The organism is Streptomyces sp. NPDC059477, assembly GCF_042749375.1.
Taxonomy (GTDB): domain Bacteria; phylum Actinomycetota; class Actinomycetes; order Streptomycetales; family Streptomycetaceae; genus Streptomyces.
This window is the reverse complement of the sequence record NZ_JBHYUG010000006.1, coordinates 113,520-125,632: the sequence shown is the minus strand read 5'-3', so window position 1 is coordinate 125,632 and position 12,113 is coordinate 113,520. Positions and strand designations below refer to the sequence as shown.

Sequence of the window (12,113 nt, the reverse complement as noted above, 5' to 3'; positions counted from 1 at the left end):
CAATGAGGGCATGGAGATCCTCGTCAAGGTGCTCGGACCGGTCGACGTCACGGATGCCGAGGGCCGGCCCGTGCCGGTCGGCAGCCGGCGCCGCCGTGAGGTTCTCGCCCGGCTGGTGGCGGCGGACGGCCGGGCCGTCCCGCTCGCGGTGCTGCTCGGTGATCTGTGGGCGGACCCGCCGCCCACGGCGGCCGGTACGATCCGCACGTTCGTCGCCGAGCTGCGCCGCGCCCTGGAACCGGAACGTCTCCCGCGCACCCGGTCCCAGGTCATCGAGACCGTCGGTACCGGATACGCCCTGCGGATTCCACGGGCGCACATCGACGCCCACCGGTTCGAGGACACCCTGCGGGCCATGCGCGACGAGCCCGGCGGCCGGGCCGCCGGTGCGCTGAGCGAGGCGCTCTCGTGGTGGCGGGGCGAGCCGTACGCGGACCTCGACGCCTCGCCCTGGCTGACGGCGGAGCGCGCCCGGCTGGCCGAACTTCACCGGCAGGCCGTCGAACTGCGCGCGCGGGCGATGCTCGACCTCGGACGTGGCGCGCCGCTCGTCCCGGCGCTGGAGGCGTTCGCGACGGTGCACCCATGGCGGGAGGATGCCTGGGTCCTGCTCTCCCACGCTCTCTACCAGGCCGGCCGTCAGGTCGACGCGCTGGCCTTGATCCGTGACGCGCGAGCCAGGTTGCTGGACCGGTTCGGACTGGAATCGGCGGACGGTCTCGACCATCTCGAACGGGACATCCTCCGGCACGCCCCCCACCTCACGCCCGCGCCCCGGGACGAGGACCGGCTGCGCCTGCTCACGCGCACCGAGGCGACGGGTACGTACACCCGGCTGCGCTCGATGAGCACCGTCGCCCGGGCCGCCGCGGTCACCGGCGGCACCAACCTGGTGCTCGCCCAGGAGCAACGCGCCGCGGCGGTCGCGGAAGCGGAACGGACCGGAGACCCTGACCTCACCGCCCGCGTGATCGCGGCGTACGACGTCCCCACCATCTGGTCGCGCACCGACGATCCCGTACGGTCCGCGGCCCTGGTGGCGACCACCCGGCGCACTCTGCACCGGCTTGGGCCTGGGGCTTCACCGGCGCTTCGGGCCCGTCTCCTCGCCACCATCGCGCTGGAGCATCGCGGCACCCGTGACCGCTGGGCCGCCGAGGCGGCGAGCGAAGCCGAGCGGCTGGCGCGGGACCTGCACGACCCCAACGTACTGGTGCTCGCGCTCAACGCCGGATTCATCCAGTCCTTCCAGCACCCCGGGCGCACCGGCGAACGCGACGCCATCGCCCGCGAGCTGATCGACGTCTCCACGCGGCATGATCTCCCGATGTTCGAGATCCTCGGCCATCTGATCAAGATCCAGGTCCAGGCCGCCCGCGGCGACACCGAGAAGGCGCAGCCCCATGTCGTGGCGGCCGAGCGGCTCGCCACCGTGCACGAGTCCCCGCTGGTGCACGTCCTTACGGCCGCTTTCCGGGCGATGCGGCTGGCGGAACGGTCGAACGACCCCGCCGAGGCCGCTCGCGCCTATCGCGGGGTGGCCACCGACCTCGCCGGCGCCGGGATGCCCGGCGTGGAAGCAGGCCTTCTCCCGCTCGCGCTCCTCTCCCTCCGTCTGCGCCACGGACGCCCCGCGCCGACCGACCCCGCCCTCGACTGGGGCCCCTACCGCCCCTGGGCCCGGCCCCTGCTCGACCTCGCCCACGGCGACCTCGCGGCGGCCCGCCACGCCGCCAGCACCCTGCCCCCACCCGCTGCCGACCACCTGTACGACTCGCTCTGGGCCATCACCGCACGGACAGCGGTCCAGCTCCGGAACAAGTCACTGGCCGCACAAGCGCACGACGCCCTCTCTCCCCTGCGCGGCGAGATCGCGGGCGGAACCACCGCCATGCTCACGTTCGGTCCCGTCGACGACATCTTGGCCACCCTCGCCCAGCACCTCGACCGGCGATAGCACCCGCGCTGTCAACCGGACGCTGTTCCTCGAACGCCCGGAGTGGGACGATCATGCCAAGACCTTCCAGGACGGCGCTTTCACCCGACCGACCGACGCACTGCACCAAGGGAAAGAGGCAATCGGTGTCGATGCTCCCCCAGAGGGAATTCGAAGCCATCCTGTACGTCGATCCGGGGCTGATGAGCCTGCCCAGCGCTGTCGCCGCGGATGTCGTGGGCGCCGAACCGCTCACCGGCGGTGTGGCGAACGACGTCTGGCGCCTGACTCTGGCCGATGGATCCCACCTCGTGCTCAAGGGCACCTCCAACGCACCGGCCACCCTGTTCCCCATCGAGGCGCAGGGACTGCGCGTACTCGCGGAGCCGGGTGGGCTCCAGGTGCCCCGGGTGATCGAGGTGAGCGCGCGTCATCTCCTGCTGGAGTCGCTGGAGGCCGACCTTCCCGGCACGGACGCGTACTGGGAGGCGGCGGGCCGGGCCGTCGCCGCACTGCACTCCGTGCGCGGGGACCGCTTCGGCTGGGACTCCGACGGCTGGCTGGGACTCCTGCCCCAGGAGAACGGGTGGATGGATGACGGGCACGAGTTCTTCGCGGAGCGCCGCATCCTCCGCTACGTGCGGGAGCCCAAGGTGCGTCAGGCGCTCGACGCGGCCGATGTGGCGGGCCTGGAGCGAATCTGCGCCCGCCTTCCCGAACTGGTCCCGCCCGCACCGGCGGTGCTGAACCACGGCGATCTGTGGCAGGGCAACATGGTCGCGACCGTCGGCGGCGAGCCCGCGTTCATCGATCCGGCGGTGTGCTGGATGTGGGCGGAGTCCGAGCTGAGCATGTTGTACTGCACGGCCCCGCCGCCGGAGCGCTTCTTCGGCGCCTACCAGGAGATCTCACCGCCGGCCGACGGCTGGCGAGAACGTATGCCGCTGCTGCATCTGCGCGAACACCTCAGTGCCCTGGCCCACTTCGGCGCGGTCGGGAACCACGTGGCGGAGATCCGAGCGGTCATCCGCGCCTTCTCCTGAAACCACTCGTCCGCCGTTCAACGGCAGCAGGGCGGCGACCAGCGCGAGCGGCTTGCGCCGCCGCGCAGGCCCGGGGCGCGTGACGCGCGATCGGGGCGCGGCGGCGGCCTGCATCACGGTCGACGGTAGCCGGCGTCCGTGGCCCGAAGGGGAGGTGACCGCACGAACGGAGGTCACCTCCCCTCGGCCGCCCTCGCGGCGCTCAGGATCGGGTGGCGGTTCCGCACTCCGCGTCGCCGGCCTCCGCGATACGTGTGTCCATCGACTCGCTGCGGTCGTACGGGTCGACCGCGGGGCCGTCTCCCGGGGACGGCTGCGCGAGTTCCGAGTCGAACTCGGGGGTGAGGTAGCCGGTGAAGGTGTCGCAGCCGCCGTTGGTGGTGTCCACCATGTAGGAGACGAGGGAGAAGGTGCCCGGCTCGATGACGATCTTCACCGGGTCGTCCCAGCTCATGATGATCTCGCGGCGCACGATGGTGCGGGCGACCTCGTCGCTGCCCTCCGCGGCGCGGGTGACCGGATAGACGTAGGTGACATCGGTGGTCACCTCGACCGCGCCGCTGTCGCCCTCGCGGTAGGTGATGCTTCCGCGCGTCTTGATCACGTCGCCGACAAGCTCTATCTCGGTGTCCTCGAACCGGCTGAACAGCAGCAGGGGGTTGTTCTCCTGGCTGGGGGTGTCGAAGGCGGCCGTCAGATAGTCCTGGACGTCCTGCTGGTGGGGGTTGATCAGCGAGAGCGCCTCGGTGGGCCGGTCACCGCGCAGCACGCCCGTCTCCAGGCTGGACGCGGCGAGGAAGTCGCGGGTCTGTTGCAGCGCCTGGGCGACCTGTTCCTTGTCCATCCAGCCGGTGGCCCGCGCCTCGGGCAGGCTGATCCCGGCCGTGCCGTCGGCCCACTGTGCCGCGGGCGAGCCCCTGAACGGCTCGTCCAGGGTCGGCCCTTGAGCCACCGGGTCGGTCGGCGGCGGCTGGTCCGGGCGCTCGGACTCAGCGGCGAGCGGCGCGCTCCCGCCATCCGCTCCGCCGTCCGTGAACCATCCGGTGACCCGTCCGGGATCCAGCGCCACGACCAGTACGGCGGCCAGGGCCAGCAGGCCGACCACGTACCAGCCCTTGCCGCCGCGGCGCCGGGGCGGTTGGTGACTCCGCCAGGGCTGCGGTGGGCCGCCCTCCTCCTGGAGCCGACGTGTCACCATGCGGGCGCGTGCGGACGGCTCCTCGGGCGCGTCCTTGCCCCCGGCCCCTGCCTCACGGAGGAAGCGCTCCCACTCCTCGTCCGGTATGGATTCCCCACCCTTGCCCACGCTGGGCCCCGCCCTTCTTCCCCAACCGGCCCCATTCGGGGGCGGCTTGTCCCGTACGCCATCGCGGTGTCGCTCATCCCGGGCCGGTGATCGTCACCGCACGGGCCGTCGGCACAGTGATCTTAGGTGGGCGCAGGAGCTGGCCAGTGACAGGTATGTGGAGGAAGTGTGAACCGACCTCGCGGCGGCCTTCGGTCCGAGACTACGGTCACGACGCCGCGCAAGGGTGCGCTGTCAGTCGTACACGATGGCGTGGATGCGGCGGGCCGCGAAGGTGAGGCACAGGGCCGTGGCCGCCAGCAAGTAGACGGTGTGCCAGACGCAGGAGGGGCCGAGGTCGCCGATGCAGATGCGGCGGAGGAGTTCGACCGCGTGGTACAGCGGGGTGACTTCGAGCAGGGCCTGTGCCGCGACCGGGTAGTCCTGGGTGGGTGAGAAGGTGCCGGAGAAGAGGAAGAGTCCCATCTGGGCCGTGGTGAGCGCGTCGAAGTCGTGCCAGCCGCGCATCAGGGTGCTGGCCGCGAGCCCGATCGCGGCGAACGCGACGACCGCGAGGACGGACGCCGGGAGGGCGAGCAGTGCCCAGCCGGCCGGGACCGTGCCCAGGAGCACCATCGCGACCAGGAAGAGGCCGCAGAACACCGCCCCGCGTACGGCGCTCCACACCACCTCGGCGACGGCGACCTCCATGGGGCGCACGGGGGTGACGAGGACGGCCTCGTACACCTTGGACTGGCGGAGTTTCGCGAAGAAGGAGAAGGTCGTGGTCGAGAAGGCCGCCGTCATGGCCGAGGTGGCGAGCATCGCCGGGGCCACGAACGCGGCGTAGGGGATCTGGTGGCCCCGGTAGGAGATGTCCTGTGCGATCAGGCTGCCGACTCCGATGCCGATGGAGAGCAGGTAGAACAGGGGCTCGACCAGCCCGGCCATGACGAGGAGCCAGGCCGAGGGCCCGGTCTGCATGGCCCGTGCGTTGCGTTTGACCACTGCTGCGGACCGGGTCGCGAAGAGGCGACCGGCGATGGCTTGTGTGAGCATCGTGGGGCTCCCTCAGCTCGCGAGCCGACGGCGGAATGCCACCTCGGCGCAGATCCAGCCCGCCACCGCCCACAGCAGCAGGTATCCGATGTGCCAGGCAACCGGCCAGGCGGGCGATGTCCCCAGTACAGCGGCGCGGCACAGCTCGACGGCGTGCCACAGGGGCGACGCGCAGGCGAGTTGCCGGAAGCCGTCGGGGAGTTCACTGATGGGGAAGAACACTCCGGCGAACAGGGTGCTGGGGATGACGACGAAGCGGATCAGCAGTTCGAAGTAGCCGTCGTTGCGGATGCACGCCGCGAACGCCATGGTCGGGCCCGCCGCGCCGAGCGCCAGCACCGCGCACACCAGGGGCACGGTCCACACCCACGGCGAGTGCAGCACACCGAACATCCAGGCGATGGCCAGGAACGCGACGACGGACAGGGTCACCACGAACAGCACATACAGGAGCCAGCCGGCGATCATGTCCCGGATCGACACCCGCGTGCCGCGCATGGCGTGGAATCCGCCGACCCACTCGAAGTCGCTGAGGACGCCGTACGTCGATTCGTTGGCGGCGATCTGATACGCCGTGGAGGCCAGGATGCCCGGCGCGATCCAGTCCAGGTAGGAGACCCCGTCGACCTCGCCGACATAGCCCCCCACGCCCGCGCCGATGCTGACCAGGAACAGATAGGGCAGGGCGAAGAAGGAGAACACCGACGCTTTCCAGAGCCGGCGGTACAGGAGCATGTGCCGTTCGAGCACGGCCACCGAGGGATGGACCATCGCTATTCCACCAGTGCCCGGCCGGTGAGCCGGAGGAAGACGTCTTCGAGCGTGGACCGGCGCACCAGCACACTCGCGGGCCGCAGGCCACGGCGGTGGACCTCGTTGACCACCGCGTCGCCGTCGCGGGCGTAGACCAGGACGCGGTCCGCCAGCGGGTCGACCCGGTCACCGATCCCGTCCAGTTTCCCGGCGTACGTGTCGGCCGCGTCGTAGCCGAACCGCAGCTCGACCACCTCGGGGCTCGAATGGACCTCGATCAGCTCGCGCGGCGATCCTTCCGCGGCGATCCGGCCACCGTCCATGATCACCAGCCGGTCGCACAGCTGCTCGGCCTCGTCCATGTAGTGCGTGCTGATCACCAGTGTCGTCCCGCGTTGCTTGAGCCGGAACAGGCGCTCCCAGAGCAGGTGCCGGGCCTGCGGGTCCAGGCCGGTCGTGGGCTCGTCCAGCAGCACCATGTCGGGTTCGTTGGCCAGCGCGCGGGCGATGCTCAGCCGCCGCTTCATCCCGCCGGACAGGGACTGCACCCGGTCCCCGGCCCGGTCCTTGAGCCGCGCGAACTCCAGCAGCTCGGCCGCTCGGAGCAGGGCCCGTGCTCGGGACATACCGAAGTACCGCGCATACGTCGTGATGTTTTCGACAACCGTCAGATCCAGATCGAGATTGTCCGCCTGGGGGCAGATCCCCAGCCGCTCGCGGATTTTTGTCTGTTCCCGTGCCGGGTCACGGCCGAGGATCCGCAGTTCGCCGCCGGACGGCACGCTGACGCAGCTCAGCATCCGCATGGTCGTTGTTTTTCCCGCGCCGTTCGGCCCCAGCAAGCCGAAAGACTCCCCTCTGTGAATGTCGAAATCGATACCGGCGACCGCGGTGAAATCACCGAAGCGCTTCACCAGGCTCCGGGCCCGCACCAGGGTGTGTCCGCTCCGGGCATCGCCGCACACACGTTCTTCTTTCACCGTCATGCTGTCCTCCGAAATCCCGTGCCGATGCGACGGGTCTCACCGGCAAGCTACCGATTTCAGACCGAAAACAACAGCCAGCGCCCGGCCGGGAGTTTCAGCGGTCCCCCGGGGCATCCGATTCAAGACACCGGCCCCTTGAATTTCGCCTCGGTTTTCTCCAGTGGGTAGAAGAAGCTCGTCGCCCGGCCCTCCTGGAGTGTGAAGGGCCGCTCCTTGGCCCGGCCGTTGACCAGGTCGGCCATCAGTCGGGCGTGGAAGCGGAGGTAGGACGTCTCGGTGAAGGCGAGATGCCCGCGTACCCGCTTCGACACCTCGTGCAGGTTCCAGGCCGGAATCCCGGGATAGAGGTGGTGTTCGGCGTGGTAGTTGGTGTTCCAGTTGAGGAAGCCGAACCATGTGCTCCTCGTGTACACCGAGTTGGTGTTGCGCCACGGGTTGTCCGTCCGGTCCACGTAGTAGTGCTCGGGCATGATGGAGAAATTGTTCAGGATCCAGGCCAGACAGGTCGGCGCGATGTACAGGGTGAGCATCGCCATGGGCCACAGGGCGGTGGCGGCGGCTGCGGCGGCCACCCACAGAACGATGATCCCGGTGTCGCGGCGGATGGCGGCGCGGGCTCGGTCGGTCGTGACGAAGTAGGGGTACCGGTGCCTCAGGGAGGCCGCGGACATCCGCAGAAAGCCCAGGAAGTAGTCCAGATTGAGCATGGCGATGACGTACTGCCCCGGATTGACGATGACGCCGTCGGGTTCGGGATCGTCGGCCGTCTGGGTGTTGCGGTGGTGGTGCAGGTGGAACACCCGGTACAGGGCGCTGTTCATGAGCAGGAGCGTGCCGGCGAACTGTCCGGCGAGGCGGTTCCCGCGGTGGGTCCTCATGAAGGTGCCGTGTGAGGTGCAGTGCAGCACGTTGTGCAGCGAGGCGACCACGAAGGCGCCCAGTACCCAGCCCAGCCCGGTGGCCCACCAGGTGTCGATGACGAAAGCCCCGGTCATGATGACCGCGTACAGCAGGGCGTGCGCCGAGGAGCGGCGCAGGGCCAGGCCGCTGGAGCGGCGGGTCAGCTCACGTAATTCGGTGGCGGTGAAGACTTCGTTGCGGTCGGGGTGGACATTCTCCTGCGCGAGTGTCATTCCTGGACCTCCAAGAGTGCCGGAAAAGCGCACGGCGGAAGCCGTGGCCGAGGCCGCGTCCTACTGCCACGGCCCGAAAGACTCACTTACTCGCCTCGAATTCTCACTCTCAAGCTACAGATTTCGACACCGAAACAACACCCCCCGCTGTCTCCGCCGAATGCCGGTAAAGCTGTCGGAGAATTGCGCGTTGTCCGATTATCCGCTCATGGCACTTGGCCAGTACGAGCGCCTCCCTCTTGCCCGTTCGATCACGAATTTGGTAGAAAGTCGACCGTACGGCTTGATTCGCTGCGTATAGAGCCAACGGGGGGACTGTGGACGCTTCGGCTTTATCGTGTGGCACTGAAATCTTCCGGCCGCTGGACATCGTCACTCTGCTCCGGGACGAGATATTGCGGCTCGGGATGGACGCCACGCTGGACGGCATCCCCCTGGTCGGTACGGTCCGGCACTGCCAGGACTGGACCGAGGCCCAGGGCGTGGTCGGCGCCCGGTCACCCGACGTACTGATCCTGAGCGACCTCGCCGAGATCGACGGCGCGCTCGGCGGTTCCGGTGGCGCCCGGCCCAAGATCCTGCTCATCCTGCACAGCACCGACCTGACGGTCCAGAGCTTCGCGGGCCCCTTCAATCCCGACGGATTCCTGATTCTCGGCGAGCTGAGCGCGAGCGCCCTGGAGGACGCGTTGCGTCAGCTGGTGGCGGGGCAGGTCCCCATGCCGGCCCCGCTGGCTCGCGAGCTGATCCAGCGCGCGAACGGGCTCCCGGTATCCGCCCGGGAGCGCAACGGCTCCCTGACCGTGCGCGAGAACGAGGCACTGGCACTGCTCGCCCAGGGACTCAGCAACAAGCAGATCGCCCGGCGCCTGTCGATCTCCACCCATGGCGCCAAACGCATCGTCGCCAGCGTGCTCCTGAAACTGGGCGCACCGAACCGCACAGCGGCCGTCGTCACCGCCATCCAACGCGGACTCATCCAGCGCTGACCCGCTCCCAGGCCACCCGCACATCGCTCACCGCACCCGCAGCCGCCCCCACACCGCTCACCCCAACTCCACCCCGTCACCCGTCCGAGGCGCCCCCTTCCGGCAGCAGTACGACCTTCAGCGCCTGGCGTGCGTCGAACATCCGATAGCCGTGGGCCGCCTCGGACAGCGGCAGGCGGTGCGACACGAGCGGTGCCGGGTCCAGCAGGCCGGCGCGCAGCAGGGCGACCACCCGGTCCCGTACGCGGAGGGGGTTGCCCACCGCGAACCGCAGCGTCGACTCCCGGGCGAAGGCGGCCCGGGCGTCGAGCGGCACCGCCCGTGAGGCGTGTGAGCCGACGGCCACGACGGTGCCGCCGTAGCCGACGTTCTCCAGTGCGCAGGTGAGTGCCGCGGCGGAGCCGACCGCCTCGATCACCGCGGCTGCCCCCCGGTCCGAGCCGGAGCGCAGGACCGGGCCGAACGCACACGGCTCGACGGCCTCGAAGCCCAGCTCCTCCGCCTTCGCGCGCCTGCGCGGGTCGGGGTCCGTCACCACGACGCGTGCCGCGCCGAACACCCCGGCGCACTGGGCCGACAGCAGCCCGACCGGTCCCCCGCCGACCACGCCGACGACATCCCCCGGAGTGATCCGCGCGGCCTCCGCGCCCGCGTAGCCGGTGCTCAGGATGTCTCCGACGAACAGCATCCGGTCGTCGTCGAGGTCGTCGGGGCAGGCGGACAGCACCACGTCCGCGAAGGGGACCCGGACGTAGTCGGCCTGGCCGCCCGCGACCTCGGGGCCCGCCAGGGTGGAGTAGCCGAACAGCGTGCGCTCGGGGCACTGGTAGTGCCAGCCTCCCGTGCACCGGGCGCACCGGCCGCAGGCGATGATGTCGGAGGCGACGACCCGCCGGCCGACGGCGAACGGGACCTGCGGGCCCGCCTCGGTGACAACCCCCACGAACTCGTGGCCGAGCACGCTCCCGATGGCGAACCCGGGCAGTTCGCCCCGGTAGGGGTGCAGGTCGGTGCCGCAGATGGCGGTCCTCGTCACCCGGACGACGGCGTCCCGGTCGTGTCGCACCCGGGGCAGGTCGAGTCCGGTGTCGACCTCGATCCTTCCCGGCCCTCGGTAGACCACCCCGCTCATCATGCGGCGGCTCCCGGTCCGGGGGACGCGAGAACCGCCCAGTCCTTCGCGGCGACGGTGACGCCGAGCGCCTGCCGGGGGACGGTGCCGTGGTTGACCAGTACGGTCGTCCGCGCGCCGACGGCGATCTCCACCTCGGGTGCGACCGACTTCACGAGTGGCCGGATTCCGCCCAGTTCGGCGATCCCCTGGTAGAGGGAGTGCCACGGCCGGGACTCCAGCCGTCCGGGGACATCAAGCATCCGTTCGACGGGCACGGCACAGAACACCATGCGCCCGGCGCCGACCGGGTGGACGACCAGCGCCGGGGTGCCATCGGCGAACGTGGCGGCCACGCGGCCGGTCGTCGCCCGCAGGGTCACCGGGGCGGATCTGCCCGCGTGCCAGTCGACGGGCCAGTCCGTGCCCCGCCAGGAGAACGACGCCTTCCCCTTGTCGGACAGCGCGAAGTCGACGATCTCCGCGCCGGTCAGTTCCTCGCCGGGGAACCCGTGGTGCCGGTCGCCGAGGGACACGTAGACGGTGGCGCCGCCGGACGCGGCGGACTTGAGGCGTTGGATGTCGGTGAGGGTCAGCTGGTCGGCGGAGGGGCAGATGACCAGGTCATGGCCGTCGACGGGTCCGGCGACGAAGTGGAAGTCGAGATGCCCGCGTTTGAGCAGGAGATGGGCGTAGAAGGCGGCGACCGTGCCGACCTCGTGGTCGAGATACGACTGTGGGCGGGCGCGGATCCGTTCGGGCAGGTACACGGCGATCCGGGGGTTCTGTGGGTCGAGCGCGAGGGAGGCGGCCGAGCGGGCCAGTCGGGCGAACCGGGTGAACGCCGGTTTCGCGGATCCGTCCAGACGCCGCAGCCCTGCGTGCCGTTCCGCCGGGCTGCCCGCGTACGGTTCGTCGGTCGACGCGATGTCCTGCCAGCACCAGGCGAGTACGCCGATGGCGCCGTTGGCGAGCGCCGACGCGGCGGACGCGCCCAGGTAGGCGGCGGCGGTGGCCTCGTTCACTCCGTAGCTGCCGAGTTCGTCCACCAGCGGCGCCCCGTAGGCGGCGGCGAACCGGACGAGGAACGAGTTCAGGCTGGTGGCCTTGTACGACAGGGTGGACTCGATGGAACCGGCCGCCCAGGACGGGAAGCCGTGGACACCGATCACGTCGAGCGGCTCCGCGTTGTCCACGCCGAACGGCGACGGGCCGAACACGGCCGACGCGTTGTTCGCCTGGAGGACCAGCACGCCCGGCGCCTCCTCGCGCAGCGCGCCCGCCATCCGCGCGTACCAGGACGCCACCTCCTCGCGGGACAGGGCGCCGGCCTCCGCCGGGGCGACGGCGGGGATCTCGTCGCCGAGGTCGAACGCCAGGACGTTGCCGTGGGCGCGCACCGCGCGGGCGACGTGTCGCGCGAAGTCCTCCTCGGCGTCGCGCATCGCCGGATCGCGCCAGAGGCTGCGGCCATGACGCCAGTCGAGGTCCAGCAGACGGCCGTTCATGAAGATCGTGAAGAGGGACAGGACGCAGGACAGCCCGTGCTCGGCGGCGATCGCGACGGCTTCGGACAGCCGGGCGAAAGCCTTGGGTTCCGGCCTGCCCTGTGCGGGTTCGAAGTCGCGCCAGAACACGAACAGTCTGACGGTCGTGAACCCCGCTTCGGCCATGGCGGCGAAGTCCTCGCGCACGGCGGCCGGATCCCAGTCGCTCCAGATGCGGCAGCCCGCCCGGGAGGGGTGGTAGTTGACGCCGACGACCGGCACAGGCCGCCCCCCGGCGTGGACACGGCCCGCGTGGGTGGTGAATTCCATC

At 70.4% G+C, this 12,113-nt stretch carries 10 protein-coding genes; 3 read left to right on the top strand and 7 right to left on the bottom strand.

Translation table 11 applies throughout. The features are described 5' to 3' along the window. Positions 1-10: 10 nt before the first annotated feature. A complete protein-coding gene (locus tag ACFXAZ_RS05085) occupies positions 11-1,957 on the top strand; it encodes a BTAD domain-containing putative transcriptional regulator (RefSeq protein ID WP_384585242.1) in 1,947 nt (648 codons plus the stop codon). A gap of 131 nt (positions 1,958-2,088) precedes the next feature. Next, positions 2,089-2,979 carry a fructosamine kinase family protein gene (locus tag ACFXAZ_RS05080; RefSeq protein ID WP_384585385.1) on the top strand — a complete coding sequence of 297 codons (891 nt, stop codon included), beginning with the start codon at positions 2,089-2,091 and terminating at the stop codon, positions 2,977-2,979. Between the two features lie 202 nt (positions 2,980-3,181). Here ACFXAZ_RS05080 and ACFXAZ_RS05075 read toward each other — a convergent pair whose 3' ends face one another. The 5 genes from ACFXAZ_RS05075 to ACFXAZ_RS05055 all read right to left on the bottom strand — a co-directional run bounded on the left by ACFXAZ_RS05075 (position 3,182) and on the right by ACFXAZ_RS05055 (position 8,195). Further along, positions 3,182-4,285, bottom strand: coding sequence for a hypothetical protein (locus tag ACFXAZ_RS05075; protein ID WP_384585239.1), 1,104 nt, complete (start codon positions 4,283-4,285; stop codon positions 3,182-3,184). Between the two features lie 234 nt (positions 4,286-4,519). Continuing rightward, a complete protein-coding gene (locus ACFXAZ_RS05070; RefSeq protein WP_384585237.1) occupies positions 4,520-5,323 on the bottom strand; it encodes an ABC transporter permease in 804 nt (267 codons plus the stop codon). 12 nt (positions 5,324-5,335) lie between these two features. Continuing rightward, positions 5,336-6,094, bottom strand: a complete 759-nt coding sequence (locus ACFXAZ_RS05065; RefSeq protein ID WP_384585233.1) for an ABC transporter permease — start codon at positions 6,092-6,094, stop codon at positions 5,336-5,338. A gap of 2 nt (positions 6,095-6,096) precedes the next feature. Continuing rightward, on the bottom strand, positions 6,097-7,062 hold the full coding sequence (locus tag ACFXAZ_RS05060) for an ABC transporter ATP-binding protein (RefSeq protein WP_384585230.1): 966 nt from the start codon (positions 7,060-7,062) through the stop codon (positions 6,097-6,099). Positions 7,063-7,181: 119 nt separating this feature from the next. After that, positions 7,182-8,195 (bottom strand): fatty acid desaturase family protein, encoded by a 1,014-nt coding sequence (locus ACFXAZ_RS05055; protein ID WP_384585227.1) that lies wholly within the window; start codon positions 8,193-8,195, stop codon positions 7,182-7,184. 407 nt (positions 8,196-8,602) lie between these two features. Here ACFXAZ_RS05055 and ACFXAZ_RS05050 point away from each other — a divergent pair, with 407 nt between their 5' ends. Beyond that, complete coding sequence (locus ACFXAZ_RS05050) at positions 8,603-9,184, top strand: LuxR C-terminal-related transcriptional regulator (RefSeq protein WP_384585224.1); 582 nt, start codon at positions 8,603-8,605, stop codon at positions 9,182-9,184. Positions 9,185-9,260: 76 nt separating this feature from the next. Here the strand turns inward: ACFXAZ_RS05050 and ACFXAZ_RS05045 are convergent, their stop codons facing one another. Continuing rightward, positions 9,261-10,319, bottom strand: coding sequence for an alcohol dehydrogenase catalytic domain-containing protein (locus tag ACFXAZ_RS05045; RefSeq protein WP_384585222.1), 1,059 nt, complete (start codon positions 10,317-10,319; stop codon positions 9,261-9,263). Next, positions 10,316-12,112 carry a cellulase family glycosylhydrolase gene (locus tag ACFXAZ_RS05040; RefSeq protein ID WP_384585219.1) on the bottom strand — a complete coding sequence of 599 codons (1,797 nt, stop codon included), beginning with the start codon at positions 12,110-12,112 and terminating at the stop codon, positions 10,316-10,318. Before ACFXAZ_RS05040 ends, ACFXAZ_RS05045 begins: the two co-directional genes overlap by 4 nt. Position 12,113 lies beyond the last annotated feature (1 nt).

Excerpts from the sequence above, each read along its gene's own strand:
- ACFXAZ_RS05050 (WP_384585224.1), top strand. The coding sequence starts at position 8,603 with ATGGACGCCACGCTGGACGGCATCCCCCTGGTCGGTACGGTCCGGCAC.
- ACFXAZ_RS05085 (WP_384585242.1), top strand. The coding sequence starts at position 11 with ATGGAGATCCTCGTCAAGGTGCTCGGACCGGTCGACGTCACGGATGCC.
- ACFXAZ_RS05040 (WP_384585219.1), bottom strand. The coding sequence starts at position 12,112 with ATGGAATTCACCACCCACGCGGGCCGTGTCCACGCCGGGGGGCGGCCT.
- ACFXAZ_RS05070 (WP_384585237.1), bottom strand. The coding sequence starts at position 5,323 with ATGCTCACACAAGCCATCGCCGGTCGCCTCTTCGCGACCCGGTCCGCA.
- ACFXAZ_RS05045 (WP_384585222.1), bottom strand. The coding sequence starts at position 10,319 with ATGATGAGCGGGGTGGTCTACCGAGGGCCGGGAAGGATCGAGGTCGAC.
- ACFXAZ_RS05060 (WP_384585230.1), bottom strand. The coding sequence starts at position 7,062 with ATGACGGTGAAAGAAGAACGTGTGTGCGGCGATGCCCGGAGCGGACAC.
- ACFXAZ_RS05065 (WP_384585233.1), bottom strand. The coding sequence starts at position 6,094 with ATGGTCCATCCCTCGGTGGCCGTGCTCGAACGGCACATGCTCCTGTAC.
- ACFXAZ_RS05055 (WP_384585227.1), bottom strand. The coding sequence starts at position 8,195 with ATGACACTCGCGCAGGAGAATGTCCACCCCGACCGCAACGAAGTCTTC.
- ACFXAZ_RS05080 (WP_384585385.1), top strand. The coding sequence starts at position 2,089 with ATGCTCCCCCAGAGGGAATTCGAAGCCATCCTGTACGTCGATCCGGGG.